We start from the raw sequence: 17,640 nt of genomic DNA, 5'->3' as shown, positions 1-17,640 counted from the left end.
CGGGCCCATGCGAAGTGAGCCCGTGGTCCAGGTCCACGCCCTGGTGAAGCGGTACGGCACGAAGACCGCCGTGGACGGCCTCGACCTGGTGGCCCGGGCGGGCGTGACCGCCGTACTCGGGCCCAACGGCGCGGGCAAGACGACGACGGTCGAGATCTGCGAGGGATACCGGCAGGCGGACTCCGGCACGGTACGGGTCCTGGGCCTCGACCCGGTGCGGCAGGCCCGTGAGCTGCACCCGAGGATCGGCGTGATGCTGCAGTCCGGGGGCGTGTACTCGGGCGCCCGGGCCGACGAGATGCTGCGGCACGTGGCCAAGCTCCACGCACACCCGCTCGACGTGGACGCGCTGATCGACCGCCTGGGCCTCGGCAGTTGCGGCCGGACGACGTACCGGCGCCTGTCCGGCGGCCAGCAGCAGCGGCTGGCGCTCGCCATGGCCGTGGTCGGCCGCCCGGAGCTGGTGTTCCTGGACGAGCCGACCGCCGGCCTGGACCCACAGGCCCGCCGCGGGACCTGGGACCTGGTCCGCGACCTGCGCGCGGACGGCGTCTCGGTCATCCTCACCACGCACTACATGGACGAGGCCGAGCAGCTCGCCGACGACGTGGCGATCATCGACGGCGGCCGGGTCATCGCCCAGGGCACCCCGGAGGAGCTGTGCCGGGGCGGCGCCGAGAACACCCTGCGCTTCATGGGCCGCCCCGGGCTCGACGTGGGCTCGCTCCTCAAGGCCCTCCCCGCCGACTGCTCGGCGGCGGAGCTGACCCCCGGCTCCTACCGGGTGGTCGGCAAGGTCAACCCGCAACTGCTGGCGACGGTGACGTCCTGGTGCGCCCAGCACGGCGTGATGCCGGAGAAGATCTCGGTGGAACGGCACACCCTGGAAGACGTTTTTCTGGAGCTCACGGGCAAGGAGCTGCGCGCGTGACGGCCACCGGTATGTACACCCCGAAGCCGGGCGCGGCACCGCTGGGACGCATGATCGCGACCCAGGCCGTCCTGGAGACGAAGATGCTCCTGCGCAACGGCGAACAGCTCCTGCTGACGGTGGTGATCCCGACCCTCGTTCTGGTCCTGTTCAGCTCCGTGGACATCATCGACACGGACGAGGGCAAGGCGGTGGACTTCCTCACTCCCGGCGTCCTGGCCCTCGCGGTCATGTCGACGGCCTTCACGGGCCAGGCGATCGCGACCGGCTTCGAACGCCGATACGGCGTCCTGAAGCGTCTGGCCTCCTCCCCGCTCCCCCGCTGGGGCCTGATGACGGCGAAAACGGCATCGGTCCTGGTGACGGAGATCCTCCAGGTGATCCTGCTGACGGTGATCGCCTTCGCGCTGGGCTGGTCCCCGCACGGCAACCCCTTCTCCGTCCTCCTGCTCCTGATCCTCGGCACGGCGGCCTTCTCCGGCCTCGGCCTCCTCATGGCCGGCACCCTGAAAGCGGAGGCGACCCTGGCGGCGGCGAACCTGGTCTTCCTCCTGCTGCTGGTGGGCGGCGGCGTGATGGTCCCCCTGTCCAAGTTCCCTTCAGGCGCCCAGGACGTATTGGGTCTGCTGCCGATCACGGCCCTCTCGGACGGCCTGCGGGACGTACTGCAGCACGGTGCCGGGGTGCCGTGGGGCGACCTGGGGATTCTGGCGGTATGGGCCGTGGCGGGTCTGGCCGCGGCGGGGCGCTTCTTCCGCTGGGAGTGAGTAGGGGTCAGCGGACCCACATCTGGGACACGATCGGGCCGAAGGCCGGCGTCGCCTGGTAGTTGCCGAGGCGGGTGGACGTGAAGGCCACCTGCTTGAAGTTCACCACGGGCAGCCAGAGCGCCTCGTCGATGACCCTCCGGTCGATCCGGGCCCACAGCTGCCGCGCCCTGCCGGGATCGACGCGCTCGGCGGCCTGCGCCGTGTCGACGAGCCGGTCGAAGGACGGAGAGCAGTACTCGGCGTAGTTCAGGGTGCCGGGGCCGTCGGCCGGCCTGAAGCCGTCACAGGTGAGGAGGGGGGTGAAGTAGGTGCCCGAGGACGGATAGTCGGGCACCCACCCCTGGAACACCAGCTGGGCCCGTGTCCGTGAGTCCCCCACCGTGTTCCAGTAGCGGTCGTCAGGCAGAACGTGCAGGGTCGCCCGGTAGCCGAGTTCGTCCAGGAGGTCCACGAGGTACGCGGCGGCGCGGCGGGCGGACTCCATGCTCCAGGTCCACACCCCCACCTCCATGCCCCGGGTGCCCGACTCCGCGATCAGCTTCCTGGCCCTGGCGAGATCGGGCCCCTGCCACACGCCGTCCGCGCCCGGTTGCCGCGTGTACGGACAGTAGGGCCGATAGCCGGGAAAGCCCTTGGGCAGGGACTGGCAGGTGGAAGACACGATCTGGGAACCGCCCATCAGGTCCACCAGCCGGTCGCGGTCCACGGCGTAGGACAGTGCTCGCCTGACCCGCCGGTCGTCGAAGGGCGGCACCCTCGTGTTGAACGTCTCGTACACCGTGAAGAACGAGGAGCTGGTGTGCAGCCGCGTCGGATACCGCACGGCGAGCTGCCGGAGGTAGGACGGTTCGGGGTGGGTGTTCAGCTGGATCGCCAGGTCGGCCCGCCCGGCGTTCACCTCTGCCACCTGTTGCTGCGTCGATTCGAACGTCCGCCAGCGGATGACGTCGGGATATCCGGCCGGCTGGGCCACATGGGACCACTCCCGGAAAAACGGGTTCCGCTTCAGCGTGAGCTGCTTGCCCTTCCGGTAGTCGGCCACCTGGTACGGGCCGGTCGCGGGCAGTGGACGGAAGCCGACGTTCGGGTCCTGGACACCTGGAGGCGTCGGCACGACGAACATCGTGAGCTTGTACAGAAACGCCGGGTCCGCAGCGGTGAGGTGGAAGGTCACCGTGTTCGTGTCGTCGTCGGTGCTGATCCCGCGCGAGAGGTCGCACCGCTGCGGACGGGCCACACACGCGGCGCCGCCGACGATCCTCGTGAAGTACCCGGGATTGCCTTCGTGGGCGGTCAGAGCCCGCAGGGCGCCCCGCAGGAAGTCAGCCGGTGCGACCCGGCGGCCGTCGGAGTACCGCAGCCCCCGGCGCAGCGCGAACGTGTAGGTGCGCCCGCCGTCGGTGGGCCGCGGGAGTTCGTCGGCCAGGTCCGGAACCAGGGTGAGCTCCGATCCGCCGGGCGACTGGCGCCAGCCCACGAGGTGGTCGTAGGCGACGCTGAGGGCCAGGCCGGCCTCCGCGTTGTAGACGCTCGCCGGATCGATGCCGTAGTCGGTGGCACCACCCCAGCCCAGCACGGTCAGCGTGCCGCCCCGGTGCCCCGGCGCCGCGAGGGCGCGTCCCGCCGCCCACACCGTCCCCCCGGCCAGGGCGAGCCCCCGCGGCGCGCTGCCCGTGGGAATCGTGCGCAACGGCCGGCCCGTACGGGGATCGAGCCGGACGACGGTGGCGTCGTACTCGTTGCTCACCCAGACGCCGTCCGGTCCCGCCACCACGGCACGAGGACCGTCCCCCACCTCCTGAGTGGTGGTCACGCCGGTGCGGGTGTCGATGCGGGAGACGGTGAGCGAGAGCCCGTTGGCGACCCACACCGCCTCCTGGGTGACGGCGACTCCCTGTGGTCCCGCGCCCACCGGGACGGGCCCGCGAGCCTGGGCCGTGCCGGCGTCGATCGGGGTCACCGTGCCGTCGAGACTGTTGGCGACCCACACGGTCCGCTCACCCACACCGATACCGGCGGGCCCGCCGCCCACCGCGACGGCCTTTCCGGCCCGTCCGGTCTCCGTGTCGATCCGTCGGACGGCGTTGTCCCCGCCGAGCGCGACCCACACCCCGGCGGGGCCGGCCGATATGGCCGAGGGAAGGTTGCCCACCGGCACCGTGTCGACGACCCTGTCGGCCGAGGCGTTGATCCGCGAGACCGTGCCGTCGCCGCTGTTGGCCACCCACACGTCGTCGCCGCTCACCGCGACGGCGACCGGATCGGAGCCGACGGGGATGAGCTGCACGGCATGGCTATGCGGATCGATACGGCTGACGGAGTCGTCACCGTTGTTCGCCACCCACACCGACCCGGCCCCGTACGCGAGCCCGTCCGGGCTCTGCCCCACCGGCACCGGCGCACCGACGTCGCCTGACAGCGCGCCGACGGTGTTGGCCGACAGCACCCGGGCGGCCGGGCGGGGCGCGCCGGCCCCGGAGACGAGGCCGGCGCACAGAGCGGCGATCGCCGTGAGGGCGACGCCCGGGGCCGCGAGGCGTCGGCGCCGCTGTCCCGGCACGGTTCGCGGTGGTGGAGACCCGGCGGCCGGGTCGTGCGCCAGGATCGCCTGGTGCACCCGCCGCACCGACTCGTCCGGGTCCAGGCCCAGTTCCTCCCGCAGCCGTTCCCGTAGGCGCTGGTAGCAGGTCAGCGCCTCGGCCTGCCGGCCGCACCGGTAGAGGGCCAGCATCAGCTGCGCCGAGAGCCGTTCCCGCAGCGGATGCCCGGCGGCCAGCTGCTCCAGTTCGCCCACGACGGTCGTGTGTCGCCCCAGCGCCAGGTCCGCCTCGATCCGGGCTTCGAGCGCCGACAGGCGCAGTTCCTCCAGTCGGGCGGCCTCCCGCCGTACGAATCCGTGGTCGCCCAGGTCCTCCAGCACCGCGCCCCGCCACAGTGCGAGGGCGCGCCGAAGTGTCGTGCCCGCCTCGGCGTACCGGCCGGCGTCCAGCGCCTCCCGCCCCTCCCGCAGCCCGGCCTCGAAGCGGCCGGCGTCGGTGGCCAGGGGCCCGGCCCTCAGCAGGTAGCCGTGATTCCGGCTCTCGAGCACCTCGCCCGGGGCACCGCGGGCCCGATCCGGCTCCAGCGCCCTGCGCAGATGGAAGACGTACGTCTGCACCGAGGTGACCGCCCCGTCCGGCGGGTCCCCGTCCCACACCTCGTCGATCAGGCGGTCCGTCGGGACCGTCCGGTTCAGCTCGACGAGCAGGAGGGCCAGCACGGCACGTTGTCGCGGCCCGCCCAGCGGGAGAGCGGCTCCGGAACGCACGACTCGCAAGGGGCCGAGGAGGGCGAACTCCGTGGCCGCCATGGCGCACCGCCCCCGTTCCAAGCCGGTGCCAAGGCCCTCCAAGCACCTGCCAAGGAGCCTAGCGACGCGAGGCGCTGAAGTGTGTCCCAGTTCACACAAATGTCGCTCGTCGAGGGATGTTGCGGCCGGAGAGAAAGAAGTGCCATGAACACACGACAGCGCCGTACGCTGCTGGGGCTCACCGCTGTGGCGACGGGGATGGGCATGTTCACCACGGCAGCGAACGCGGCGGTGCCTCCGCCGGAGGCACCACAGGCGCCGGTGTCCGGGTACACGTTCGTCGAACGGTTCAGCCGGCTCAGCTCCGACTCCGCGCGCTCCGTCAGCGCCGCCTGCCCGAGCGGCAAGGTGGTCCTGGCCGGCGGCGTGCGGATCGTGGGCGGCGGCGGTCGCGTGCTCCTGCGCGGCTCGTATCCGGGCCGCTCGGCGTCCGGGCACAAGTGGCTCGCGACAGCGGAGGAGATCAGTGGCGGGACCCCGGCCAGGTGGTACCTGCGGGCCTACGCGGTGTGCGCCGACAAGCCCGCGGGTCTGACGTATCGCACGGTCCCGTCGGCGTTCAACTCGAACAGGCCCGACAAAACCGTCACCGGCACCTGCCCCGCCGGTACCCGGCTCGTCGGCGCCGGTGCCCGGCTGAGGGGCGCGAGTCACCGGGTCGGCATCAACTCCGTGACCATGAGCAACCTCATCCATCGCTCGGCCTCGGCCCGGGCGGCGGAGGCGGTGGCCACGAACCTGCCCTGGTCCGTCGCGGTCCACCTCGTGTGCGCCGGGCCGCTCGCCGGCCAGACGTTCCACGAGAGCGGCTGGAAGGCGGCCGTCGGCCCGGCCCAGTCCCGGACGGCGGTGGTCGACTGCCCGCGGGGCACCCGGGCGTTCGGCGCGGGCATGCGGCTGTTCGGAGCTTCGTCCACGCTCAACCGTCTTGTCCCCGTTGAACTGCGCCCGACGCGGTCACCGGCCGGTGCTCGGGTGACCGTGTCCGAACTGGCACCCGGACAAGCCGCCACCTGGTACGTCAAGGCCCAGGTGATCTGCGCCCGCTGACCGTCCGGCACGGGGTGCGGAGGAAACGGGCGGGGTGCCCGGAATGGCGCCCCGCTCCCCCATCGCCCCCTCGTGAACGCGTGCACAAGCGGCCCCCTACGATGGAACGCGTGCCGAACCTGACCCGCGCCGACGCCGTAGCGGCCGTCCGCAACCCGCTCGCCTTCATCGCCGCACGCTGGACCCCGACTCCCCGGACGGTTCAGCGGGCGGCTCTCGCCGCGCTCGTCATGGCGGTGGTCATCGTGGTCACCGGCGGGGCGGTGCGGCTGACCGGGTCGGGGCTCGGGTGCCCGACCTGGCCCACGTGCACGGACGACTCGCTGACCGCGACTCGCGCGATGGGGGTGCACGGTGCCATCGAGTTCGGCAACCGGATGCTCACCTATGTGCTGTGCGCTGCCGTCGGGTGGGCGATCATCGCCGCGCGCTCCGAGAAGCCGTACCGGCGCAGCCTGACCCGGCTGGGCTGGGCGCAGTTCTGGATCGTGATGAGCAATGCGATCCTCGGCGGCATCGTCGTCCTCGTGGGGCTCAACCCGTACACCGTCGCGGCCCACTTCGTGGCGGCGACGGCCCTGATCACGGTCGCCGCGGTGATGTGGCAGCGCACCCGCGAGGGTGACTCGGCGCCCCGTCCGCTGGTGGGCAGGCCGGTGCAGCAGTTGGTGTGGTTCATGGTCGCGGCCGCCGCCCTGCTGATCCTCGTCGGCACCGTCGTGACCGGCGCCGGACCGCACGCCGGTGACTCCAGCGAGGTCGAGCGGATGCCGCTGGACTGGGAGACCGTGGCCAAGGTGCACGCGGTCCTGGCCTGGATCGTGGTGTCGCTGACCTTCGCCCTGTGGTTCATCCTCAAGGCGGTCGACGCCCCCAAGGGCCCCCTGCACCGGACCCGGGACCTCTTCCTGGTCCTCCTCTCCCAGGGCGTCATCGGCTACGTCCAGTACTTCACCGACCTGCCCGAGTTCCTGGTCGGCCTGCACATGCTCGGCTCGGCCCTGGTGTGGATCGCGGTCCTGCGGGTCCTGCTGGCCCTGCGGGAGCGGGCCGAGGGTGACGTGACCGAGATCCCGGCTCAGTCGTACGCCGCCACCAGTTCGTCGATCGCCGGGCCCAGGTAGCCGCGGGTCAGCGCCGCCCTGTTCTCGACGACGGGTCCGGGCTCGCCGTAGCGCCGCCCCCGGATGTCCTCGACGACCTCCACGGGCGCCCCGAGCCCCGGCAGCACTTCCAGCGCCTCGCGCTTGCTGATCAGTCGCCCCTCCCGCAGCGTGACGCTGGCGCGGGCGAAGGTCAGCAGCCCCCCGTCGACCCACACGTCCCGGGTCCACAACGGGGCCTTGTCGAGGGCCGGACGCCAGAAGTCGCGCTGGTCACGGACGATGAAGTCAGTGAGTTCGCGGTCCGATACCGGCGGCAGCAGTTCCGCGGGCGGTTCCCCCAGCAGCACCCGCCCGAAGCCGTGCAGTTCGCGCCGGGTCACCGGGGTGACCGGCCGCTTGAACAGCTCCTCGTACGCCCAGGTGAGGTGGCGGCGGCCCGGATCGGCCGAAGGCGTCAGGTAGGTGCAGTGCAGCTGCCCGGACAGCGGCTCGGCCCGCAGCCGGGCGTGCGCCTTCGCCAGCCGCCAGACCGTGCGGGGTGTCAGCGAGGGAAGGACGGCGATCAGGTCCAGGTCGCTGCGGCCCTCCTGGTAGTCGCCGCCCGCGAGGGAGCCGTGGGCCCAGACGGCGACGGGGGCGAGCGGGGCGAGCGCGCTCAGGAAGCGGTCCAGTAACACCTCGGTCTGCATGCACTCATCCTGTACAGCTCACTCCAGCCCGTACACCCTGCGCGCGTTTCCCGCCGCGATCAGCCCGGCCACCCGCTGCGCGTCCGCCAGGGACCAGGCCCCCTCCGCGACCCAGCCGCCCAGTACCCGGGCCAGCGCCTCGCGGAACAGGCGGGCGCCCACGACATGCAGTTCGGGCAGGCTGTGGGCCCCGCTGGAAAAGACGATCTTGCCGAAGGGGGCCAGCTCCAGGATCTCCGCGAGGACGGTCGCCGCGCGGGCGCCGGTGCGGATGAGGGCGGCTCCGGAGTCGGCGTAGACGTGCGGGAAGACGCCGGCGAGATGGGCGGCGTGCCGGTGGTAGGGGTAGCTGTGCAGCAGGACGAGGTCGGTGCCGAGACCCGCGGTGGCCCGGACGAAGTCGGTGAGCAGGACGGGATCGGTGCGGTCGATGCGCAGACCAGGTTCGCCGAGCCCGGCGTGCAGCTGGAGGGGCAGGCCCGAGGCGGCCGCGATCCACAGCAGGTGCCGTAGCAGAACGGGGTCGGACAGCTCGCCGCCCACCCGGCGGTCCGCCAGCCATCGGCCGGCCGCGCCCCGCACCTCCCCCGGCCCCGGCGGCTCGGGCGCGAGCGCCAGGCCGTGCCGTACCCCCGCCACCGACGTGAAGGCGACCGCGCTCGCGGCGGCTCCGTGCACCGACTCGGCGAGGTTGGCGAGGAAGGACTCGACGGTGCCGGAGGTGTCGGCGACCTGTTCGGCGAGGAGTTCCAGGCGCACGATCTCGCGGGCCTCGGCGGCCGCGGCGGAGGCCAGCTCGGTGGGCCCGGTGAGGTCGCCGGGCAGCCCGGTGTCGACCAGATACGTCGTGATGCCACTGCCGCGCAGCAGCCTGCGGCCCGCTTCCAGTACGCCGAGTTCCCGGCGCCGGGCCAGATAGCGGGCGGGCGGACAGTGCGGTTCCAGGCCGAGCAGGGGCGGACACCATCGTCGTACGGCGAAACCCGTCTGGGTGTCGAACAGCGTGGTCCCCGGGGCGGGCGGGCCCTCGGTGCGGGCCAGCTGGGTCTCGAAGGTGCCGAGACCCAGCTCCGTCCTCAGTACGCCGTGGCAGTACTGGTCCACGAGGGACGGCGTTTCGATCATCCGGGCTCCCCGTTGCTGGACCGTGTCACTGCTCACAGGTCCTAACGGGTGAACCGGGCATCAGGTGTTGGTGTCACACACCCCGTGCGAAGCGCTCCGCGGGTTGAGCCGTTTCGCCCACCGTGAGGGAGGACGCCGGCCTTCGCGCGACTGCGGGGCCGTCATGGCTGATCGCGCCCACGCGGCGGAGCCGCACGTCGATCCAGCCCCGCGACACCTGGGGCGCGTTTGATCAGCCGTTGCTCGGGCCGCCCACCTGGATGCCCGCCATCCGGGTCCACTCGTACGGCCCCGTCTTCACCTTCGCGGCGAACTCGCCGTCGAAGTCCTCGTGAACGGTGATGCCGGACTTCTCGACGGCCTTCTCGGCGATCTCGTACGAGGGGGCCACCAGGTCGCCCCAGCCGCCGTCCTCGCCGACGAGGACGATCCGGGTGCCGCGGTCACCGATGTAGGCCAGCTGGCCCTCGGCGCCGCCGTGCTCCTTGGAGAAGGCACTGATCTGCTTGGCGAGCCGGGCGACCTTGCGCTCGGCCTTCGCGTCAACCTGCTGCGTGTCTGCCATGACCAGGATGCTACCGACGGGTAGAGGGAACGGCGACGTGACCCTTACCTCAGGAAGGGGTCGACCGCCACCGCGAGGAAGAGGATCGACACATAGGTGATCGACCAGTGGAACAGCCGCATCTCCTTGAGCTTCGCGCCCGTCACCTCGGCCTTGGCGCGGTTCTGCAGCCCGTGCGCCTCCCACAGCCAGAAGCCGCCCGCGAGCAGCGCGACCACCGTGTAGAACCAGCCGGTGTAGCCGAGCGGCGTCAGCAGCAGCGAGACCGCGACCATCACCCAGCTGTAGATGACGATCTGCCTGGCGACCACCTTGTTGGAGGCGACGACCGGCAGCATCGGCACACCCACGCGCGCGTAGTCCTCGCGCACCTTCATGGACAGCGGCCAGTAGTGCGGCGGCGTCCAGAAGAACATGACCAGGAAGAGGATGATCGGCGCCCACGACATGGAGTTCGTGACGGCCGACCAGCCGATGAGGACCGGGAGGCAGCCGGCGATGCCGCCCCACACGATGTTCTGCGAGGTACGGCGCTTGAGGATCATCGTGTAGACGACGACGTAGAAGAGGAGCGCTCCGAGCGAGAGCCAGGCGCTCAGCCAGTTGACGGCGAGTCCGAACAGCAGCGTCGAGACGACCGCCAGCGTGATGCCGAAGGCCAGACACTCGCGCGGCGACACCATGCCGGTCACCAGTGGACGCTGCGAGGTGCGGTCCATGAGCGCGTCGATGTCGCGGTCGATGTACATGTTGAGCGCGTTGGCGCCGCCCGCCGAGAGGTAGCCGCCGACACAGGTGAGCAGGACCAGTTCGAGGTCCGGCACACCCTGCTGCGCCAGGAACATCACCGGAACGGTGGTGATGAGCAGCAGCTCGATGATCCGAGGCTTGGTCAGCGCCACGAACGCCTTGACACGGGCCCCGAACGGCCGGTGAACCGGGCTCTGGCTCGCACCGAGCACACCCGCTGGACGGGATTCGACGGCCGTCACGCACACCCCTACAGAGACATCCCAGCAAGCCTCACCCGTGTGAAGTCCCGGTAAAGGCTCGCGCGTACCACGCCACTGTAGACGTTGCCCATACCCCGATATTCGCGGGGGTCGGGTCGTGTCCGAGGAGGCCCCCGGAAGAGCTCGGGCGCACTCGGTTGAGCACTCTTACGAGCGGCTGCGTATTCAGTTGCCGAATGCGGTACGGCCCAGTCGGGAGGCGGATGTCCGACCGGCCCGGCAGTCTGGAATGACTCGAAAAAACGCACGTACTCACGGGGGTAGGCTCGACAACGGCCGGGCGTCCCGTGCACCGGCATTTCGACATGCGTGACATGTGGAGAGGAGCCCTGACCCAGGGTGAGCACCAAGCCGACCACCACAGACCTCGAGTGGACCGAGTTGGACCAGCGGGCCGTCGACACCGCCCGCGTCCTGGCCGCCGACGCCGTACAGAAGGTCGGCAACGGCCATCCCGGTACGGCGATGAGCCTGGCTCCCGCCGCCTACACCCTCTTCCAGAAGGTGATGCGGCACGACCCGGCCGACCCCGACTGGGTCGGACGTGACCGCTTCGTGCTGTCCGCCGGCCACTCGTCCCTGACCCTCTACACCCAGCTGTACCTGGCCGGTTTCGGCCTGGAGCTGGACGATCTGAAGGCGTTCCGCACCTGGGGCTCGAAGACCCCGGGCCACCCGGAGTACGGCCACACCAAGGGCGTCGAGACGACCACCGGTCCGCTGGGCCAGGGTGTCGCCAACGCTGTGGGCATGGCGATGGCCGCCCGCTACGAGCGCGGTCTGTTCGACCCGGAGGCCGCCGAGGGCACCTCCCCCTTCGACCACTTCGTCTTCGCCATCGCCGGCGATGGCTGCCTTCAGGAGGGCATCTCCGCCGAGGCGTCCTCGATGGCCGGCCACCAGAAGCTCGGCAACCTGATCCTGCTGTGGGACGACAACCACATCTCGATCGAGGGCGACACCGAGACGGCCGTCTCCGAGGACACCGTCAAGCGCTACGAGGCCTACGGCTGGCATGTGCAGCGGGTGGCCCCCAAGCCGGACGGCGACATCGACCCGCACGCGATCTACAACGCGATCGAGGCCGCGAAGCAGGTGACGGACAAGCCGTCCTTCATCGCGATGCGCTCGATCATCGCCTGGCCCGCCCCGAACGCGCAGAACACCGAGGCCGCGCACGGCTCGGCGCTCGGCGACGACGAGGTCGCGGCGACCAAGCGGGTACTGGGCTTCGACCCGGAGCAGTCCTTCGAGGTCGCGGACGAGGTCATCGAGCACACCCGCCAGGCGCTGGAGCGCGGACGTCAGGCCAGGGCCGAGTGGGAGAAGTCCTTCCAGGAGTGGCGCAGCAACAACTCCGAGCGCGCGGCCACGTTCGACCGCATCGCCGCGGGTGAGCTGCCCAAGGACTGGGAGTCCTCGATTCCGGTCTTCGAGCCCGGCAAGGGTGTCGCCACCCGTGCCGCGTCCGGAAAGGTCCTCCAGGCGCTGGGCGCGGTCGTGCCCGAGCTGTGGGGCGGCTCGGCCGACCTCGCGGGCTCGAACAACACCACGATCGACAAGAACAGTTCCTTCCTCCCGGCGGACAACCCGCTTCCGGAGGCGGACCCGTACGGCCGCACGATCCACTTCGGCATCCGCGAGCACTCCATGGCCGCGGAGATGAACGGCATCGCGCTGCACGGCAACACCCGTATCTACGGCGGTACGTTCCTCGTCTTCTCCGACTACATGCGCAACGCCGTCCGGCTCTCGGCGTTGATGCACCTGCCGGTGACGTACGTGTGGACGCACGACTCCATCGGCCTGGGCGAGGACGGCCCCACCCACCAGCCCGTCGAGCACATCGCCTCGCTGCGCGCGATCCCCGGCCTGAACGTGGTCCGCCCGGCCGACGCCAACGAGACCGCCATCGCCTGGCGCGAGATCCTCAAGCGCTGGACCAAGGAGTTCGGCAAGGGCGCCCCGCACGGCCTGGCGCTGACCCGTCAGGGCGTGCCGGCCTACGAGCCCAACGAGGACGCCGCCAAGGGCGGTTACGTCCTGTTCGAGGCCTCCACCGGGACTCCCGAGGTCATCCTCATCGCCACCGGTTCCGAGGTGCACGTCGCCGTCGAGGCACGCGAGCAGCTGGAAGCCGACGGGGTGCCCACGCGCGTTGTCTCCATGCCGTCCGTGGAGTGGTTCGAGGAGCAGGACCAGGGGTACCGGGACAGCGTCCTGCCCCCGTCCGTGAGGGCCCGTGTCGCGGTCGAGGCGGGCATCGGTCTGACCTGGCACAAGTACGTCGGGGACGCCGGTCGCATCATTTCCCTGGAGCACTTCGGTGCTTCCGCGGACGGCAAGGTCCTCTTCCAGGAGTTCGGCTTCACCGGCGAGAACGTGGCCGCGAAGGCGCGGGAATCTCTCGCCGCCGCCCAGCGCTGACGCTCACATACGACACGTAGGAGATGTAATTCCATGACAGACGCACTCAAGCGCCTCTCCGAGGAAGGCGTGGCGATCTGGCTGGACGACCTGTCGCGCAAGCGGATCACGTCCGGCAACCTCGCCGAGCTGATCGACCAGCAGCACGTCGTGGGCGTCACCACCAACCCGTCGATCTTCCAGAAGGCGATCTCCGAGGGCGACGGCTACGACCAGCAGCTGTCCGACCTCGCCGCCCGCAAGGTCACGGTCGAAGAGGCCATCCGCATGATCACCACGGCGGACGTCCGGGACGCGGCCGACATCCTGCGCCCGGTCTTCGACGCCACCGGCGGCCAGGACGGTCGCGTGTCGATCGAGGTCGACCCGCGCCTGGCGCACAACACCAAGGCGACGGTCGCCGAGGCCAAGCAGCTCGCCTGGCTGGTCGACCGCCCCAACACCCTCATCAAGATCCCGGCCACCCGCGCCGGCATCCCGGCGATCACCGAGGTCATCGGCCTCGGGATCAGCGTCAACGTCACGCTGATCTTCTCGCTCGAGCGCTACCGCGAGGTCATGGACGCGTTCCTGGCCGGCCTGGAGAAGGCCAAGGACCGGGGTCTCGACCTGTCGAAGATCCACTCCGTGGCGTCCTTCTTCGTGTCCCGCGTGGACACCGAGATCGACAAGCGCATCGACGCGCTCGGCACCGACGAGGCCAAGGCCGCCCGCGGCAAGGCCGGCGTCGCCAACGCGCGCCTGGCCTACCAGGCGTACGAGGAGGTCTTCTCGGGCGAGCGCTGGTCGAAGCTGGAGAACGCCGGCGCGAACAAGCAGCGTCCGCTGTGGGCCTCGACCGGCGTCAAGGACAAGGCCTACAAGGACACGCTGTACGTCGACGAGCTGGTGGCGCCGAACACGGTGAACACCATGCCGGAGGCGACCCTGTTCGCCACCGAGGACCACGGCCAGATCCGCGGCAACGCGGTCGCCGGTACGTACGAGCAGGCCCGTGCGGAACTCGACGCCGTCGAGAAGCTCGGGATCTCGTACGACGAGGTCGTGCAGCTCCTGGAGGACGAGGGCGTCGAGAAGTTCGAGGCGTCCTGGAACGACCTGCTCAAGTCGACCGAGGCGGAGCTCCAGCGCCTCGCCCCATCGGAGGGCTGAACTCTTGTCGAGCAGCAACCCGCTGCGTGACCCCGCCGACCGACGGCTCCCGCGTATCGCGGGGCCGTCGGGCCTGGTCATCTTCGGCGTCACGGGCGATTTGTCACGAAAGAAGCTCATGCCCGCCGTGTACGACCTCGCGAACCGGGGTCTGCTGCCACCGGGCTTCTCGCTGGTCGGCTTCGCCCGGCGGGACTGGGAGAACGAGGACTTCGCGGAAGTCGTCCACGACGCCGTCAAGGAGCACGCCAGGACGCCGTTCCGCGAGGAGGTCTGGCAGCAGCTCATCCAGGGGATGCGCTTCGTCCAGGGCACCTTCGACGACGACGACTCGTTCGAGCGGCTGCGCGACACCATCGACGAACTCGACAAGGCACAGGGCACCGGCGGCAACTTCGCCTTCTATCTGTCCGTGCCGCCGTCGGCCTTCCCCGTGGTCATCCAGCAGCTGAAGAAGCACCGGCTGGCCGACCAGTCGAGCGGCTCCTGGCGGCGCGCGGTCATCGAGAAGCCCTTCGGCCACAACCTCAAGTCGGCCGAGGAGCTCAACGCGACCGTCGAGGAGGTCTTCGCCCCGGACCAGGTCTTCCGCATCGACCACTACCTGGGCAAGGAGACCGTCCAGAACATCCTGGCGCTGCGCTTCGCCAACACGATGTTCGAGCCGATCTGGAACCGGTCCTTCGTGGACCACGTGCAGATCACGATGGCCGAGGACATCGGCATCGGCGGCCGGGCCGGCTATTACGACGGCATCGGCGCCGCCCGTGACGTCATCCAGAACCACCTGCTCCAGCTCATGGCCCTCACGGCCATGGAGGAACCGGCCTCCTTCGACGCGGACGCGCTGGCCGCCGAGAAGACCAAGGTGCTCGGCGCGGTGAAGCTGCCGAAGGACCTGGGCCGGAACGCCGTGCGCGGTCAGTACGCGGCGGGCTGGCAGGGCGGCGAGAAGGCGGTCGGCTACCTCCAAGAGGACGGCATCGACCCCCAGTCCAAGACCGACACGTACGCGGCCATCAAGGTGGAGATCGACAACCGCCGCTGGGCGGGCGTCCCCTTCTACCTGCGCACCGGCAAGCGCCTGGGCCGCCGGGTCACCGAGATCGCGGTGGTCTTCCAGCGCGCGCCGCACTCCCCCTTCGACACGACGGCCACCGAGGAGCTCGGCTCCAACGCGATCGTCATCCGCGTCCAGCCCGACGAGGGCGTCACCGTCCGCTTCGGCTCCAAGGTGCCGGGCACCTCGATGGAGATCCGGGACGTGTCCATGGACTTCGCCTACGGCGAGTCGTTCACGGAGTCCTCTCCCGAGGCGTACGAGCGCCTGATCCTCGACGTGCTGCTCGGCGACTCGAACCTCTTCCCCCGCACGGAGGAGGTCGAGCTGTCCTGGAAGATCCTCGACCCGATCGAGGAGTACTGGGACACGCACGGCAAGCCCGCCCAGTACCCCTCCGGTACCTGGGGCCCGGTCGAGGCGGACGAAATGCTCGCACGAGAGGGACGGAGCTGGCGCCGGCCATGAAGACAGACCTCACGGACACCACCGCCAGCAAGATCAACAAGGCGCTGGTCAAGGGCCGCCGGGCCATCGGCACACCGGCCGTCGGCATGGTGCTCACGCTGGTCATCGTCACGGACGAGGAGAACGCCTACGACGCTCTCAAGGCCGCCAACGACGCGTCCCGCGAGCACCCCTCGCGCACGCTGGTGGTCATCAAGCGGGTGTCGAGGAGTCCTCGTGACCGCACCCAGTCCCGCCTCGACGCCGAGGTACGGGTGGGCGCCGACGCCGGCACCGGTGAGACGGTGGTGCTGCGGCTGTACGGCGAAGTCGTCGACCACGCCCAGTCGGTCGTCCTTCCGCTGCTGCTGCCGGACGCGCCGGTCGTCGTCTGGTGGCCGGTGGACGCACCGCTCGACCCGGCCGGGGACCCGCTCGGGGCGCTCGCCCAGCGGCGGGTCACCGACACCTACTCCTCCGAGCAGCCGGTGCGCGAGCTGACGGCGCGCGCCGACACCTACACCCCGGGCGACACCGACCTCTCCTGGACCCGGATCACGCCGTGGCGCTCGATGCTGGCCGCCGCGCTCGACCAGGTCACCTGCGAGGTGGACGCCGTCGAGGTGGAGGGCGAGGAGTTCAACCCGAGCTGCGAGCTGCTGGCGATGTGGCTGGCGGACCGGCTGGACGTGCCGGTGAAGCGGTCGCTGTCCGGCGGTCCGGGTCTCACGGCCGTACGCCTGCACACGGACAGCGGTCCGATCGTCCTGGACCGCGCGGACGGCTCGCTCGCCACGCTCTCCATCCAGGGCCAGCCGGACCGGGCGGTGGCGCTCAAGCGCCGGGACACCGCCGAGCTGATCGCGGAGGAGCTGCGCCGGCTGGACCCGGACGACACGTACGCCTCCGCGCTGCGGTTCGGGGTGGAGCGGCTGAACCCGTCGGCGCCCTTTCCGGAACCGGCTCCCAAAGGAGAACCCGGCTCCGTCGCCGGCGAATCCGGCTCCGGAGATTCCGTCTCCGCGGAGTCGGCCGCAGCCGGAGCCTCCGCGGAAGTCGCCGTCAAAGCCCCTGTCGAGGGCCCTGCGAAAGCTTCCGGGCAGGAAGCGGCGCCGTCGGCATCGCTGAAGCCGGTCCCTTCCGGCCTGTCCGGGAAGGCGGCGAAGTGAGCACCCCGCAGCTGGTCGTGCACCACGACAAGGAGCTGATGGCCCAGGCCGCCGCGGCCCGTCTGATCACGAAGATCGTGGACGCTCAGGCCTCCCGGGGCTCGGCGTCGGTGGTCCTCACGGGCGGCCGCAACGGCAACGGCCTGCTCGCCGCGCTGGCCGCGGCGCCCGCCCGGGACGCCGTCGACTGGAGCCGGCTGGACCTGTGGTGGGGCGACGAGCGCTTCCTGCCCGAGGGCGACCCGGAGCGCAATGACACGCAGGCCCGCGAGGCCCTGCTGGACGCCGTACCACTGGACCCGAAGCGTGTGCATGCCATGCCCGCGTCGGACGGTCCCCACGGGCACGACGTCGAGGCCGCGGCGGCGGCCTACGCCGAGGAGCTGGCCCGTGCGGCCGGTCCCGAGAACCATGGCGCGGTCCCGACCTTCGACGTCCTGATGCTGGGCGTGGGCCCGGACACCCATGTGGCCTCCCTGTTCCCGGAGCTCCCCGCGGTGCGGGAGACCGAGCGCACGGTCGTCGGCGTCCACGGCGCCCCGAAGCCACCGCCGACGCGGGTCACCCTCACGCTGCCCGCCATCCGCGCGGCCCGTGAGGTCTGGCTCCTGGCGGCCGGCGAGGACAAGGCGCAGGCCGCGGCGATCGCCCTGTCCGGCGCGGGTGAGATCCAGGCGCCGGCGGCCGGTGCCCGCGGCCGGGCCCGCACCCTGTGGCTGCTGGACTCGGCGGCGGCCTCCCAGCTGCCGAGGTCGTTGTATCCGCCGGCCTCGTCGTAACAACCGCC

The 17,640-nt window shown here is 71.0% G+C and carries 14 protein-coding genes; 9 read left to right on the top strand and 5 right to left on the bottom strand.

The window, feature by feature from the left end; all coding sequences use genetic code 11:
* Positions 1-7 precede the first annotated feature (7 nt).
* On the top strand, positions 8-931 hold the full coding sequence (locus M2157_RS36210) for an ABC transporter ATP-binding protein (RefSeq protein WP_280856848.1): 924 nt from the start codon (positions 8-10) through the stop codon (positions 929-931).
* Positions 928-1,698, top strand: coding sequence for an ABC transporter permease (locus M2157_RS36205; protein ID WP_280867318.1), 771 nt, complete (start codon positions 928-930; stop codon positions 1,696-1,698). The genes M2157_RS36210 and M2157_RS36205 overlap by 4 nt, the downstream gene beginning before the upstream one ends.
* Positions 1,699-1,705: 7 nt before the next feature.
* On the opposite strand, the gene M2157_RS36200 is transcribed toward M2157_RS36205, so the two are convergent.
* Entirely contained in the window at positions 1,706-5,050 is a 3,345-nt protein-coding gene (locus M2157_RS36200; RefSeq protein ID WP_280867317.1) for an ABC transporter substrate-binding protein, read from the bottom strand.
* 144 nt (positions 5,051-5,194) lie between these two features.
* On the opposite strand from M2157_RS36200, the gene M2157_RS36195 reads away from it, so the two are divergent.
* Together M2157_RS36195 and M2157_RS36190 are read left to right on the top strand one after the other, a co-directional pair.
* On the top strand, positions 5,195-6,100 hold the full coding sequence (locus M2157_RS36195; RefSeq protein ID WP_280856850.1) for a hypothetical protein: 906 nt from the start codon (positions 5,195-5,197) through the stop codon (positions 6,098-6,100).
* A 101-nt stretch (positions 6,101-6,201) separates the two neighbouring features.
* Complete coding sequence (locus M2157_RS36190; protein ID WP_280867316.1) at positions 6,202-7,224, top strand: COX15/CtaA family protein; 1,023 nt, start codon at positions 6,202-6,204, stop codon at positions 7,222-7,224.
* Here M2157_RS36190 and M2157_RS36185 read toward each other — a convergent pair.
* The 4 genes from M2157_RS36185 to M2157_RS36170 all read right to left on the bottom strand — a co-directional run bounded on the left by M2157_RS36185 (position 7,179) and on the right by M2157_RS36170 (position 10,583).
* Positions 7,179-7,895 carry a nucleotidyltransferase domain-containing protein gene (locus M2157_RS36185; RefSeq protein WP_280867315.1) on the bottom strand — a complete coding sequence of 239 codons (717 nt, stop codon included), beginning with the start codon at positions 7,893-7,895 and terminating at the stop codon, positions 7,179-7,181. The genes M2157_RS36190 and M2157_RS36185 overlap by 46 nt on opposite strands.
* Before the next feature lie 18 nt (positions 7,896-7,913).
* Positions 7,914-9,020: an amidohydrolase family protein gene (locus M2157_RS36180; protein WP_280867314.1), complete on the bottom strand. Its 1,107-nt coding sequence runs from the start codon at positions 9,018-9,020 to the stop codon at positions 7,914-7,916.
* A 232-nt stretch (positions 9,021-9,252) separates the two neighbouring features.
* Positions 9,253-9,585: a hypothetical protein gene (locus tag M2157_RS36175; RefSeq protein WP_280856854.1), complete on the bottom strand. Its 333-nt coding sequence runs from the start codon at positions 9,583-9,585 to the stop codon at positions 9,253-9,255.
* Between the two features lie 44 nt (positions 9,586-9,629).
* Positions 9,630-10,583 carry a heme o synthase gene (locus M2157_RS36170; RefSeq protein WP_280856855.1) on the bottom strand — a complete coding sequence of 318 codons (954 nt, stop codon included), beginning with the start codon at positions 10,581-10,583 and terminating at the stop codon, positions 9,630-9,632.
* Positions 10,584-10,937: 354 nt separating this feature from the next.
* On the opposite strand from M2157_RS36170, the gene tkt reads away from it, so the two are divergent.
* From tkt to pgl, 5 genes are read left to right on the top strand one after another with little or no spacing between them, the layout of a single operon-like run.
* A complete protein-coding gene (gene tkt, locus M2157_RS36165) occupies positions 10,938-13,025 on the top strand; it encodes a transketolase (protein WP_280867313.1) in 2,088 nt (695 codons plus the stop codon).
* A gap of 33 nt (positions 13,026-13,058) precedes the next feature.
* Positions 13,059-14,177 (top strand): transaldolase, encoded by a 1,119-nt coding sequence (gene tal, locus M2157_RS36160; RefSeq protein ID WP_280867312.1) that lies wholly within the window; start codon positions 13,059-13,061, stop codon positions 14,175-14,177.
* A 4-nt stretch (positions 14,178-14,181) separates the two neighbouring features.
* Positions 14,182-15,705, top strand: a complete 1,524-nt coding sequence (gene zwf, locus M2157_RS36155; protein ID WP_280856858.1) for a glucose-6-phosphate dehydrogenase — start codon at positions 14,182-14,184, stop codon at positions 15,703-15,705.
* Complete coding sequence (gene opcA / locus M2157_RS36150) at positions 15,702-16,853, top strand: glucose-6-phosphate dehydrogenase assembly protein OpcA (protein ID WP_280856859.1); 1,152 nt, start codon at positions 15,702-15,704, stop codon at positions 16,851-16,853. Before zwf ends, opcA begins: the two co-directional genes overlap by 4 nt.
* Positions 16,850-17,632 carry a 6-phosphogluconolactonase gene (gene pgl, locus M2157_RS36145; RefSeq protein WP_280856860.1) on the top strand — a complete coding sequence of 261 codons (783 nt, stop codon included), beginning with the start codon at positions 16,850-16,852 and terminating at the stop codon, positions 17,630-17,632. Before opcA ends, pgl begins: the two co-directional genes overlap by 4 nt.
* Positions 17,633-17,640: the final 8 nt, after the last annotated feature.

Origin of the sequence: Streptomyces sp. SAI-127 (genome assembly GCF_029894425.1) — a bacterium.
Classification (GTDB): domain Bacteria; phylum Actinomycetota; class Actinomycetes; order Streptomycetales; family Streptomycetaceae; genus Streptomyces.
This window is presented reverse-complemented; position numbering and strand designations above follow the sequence as displayed.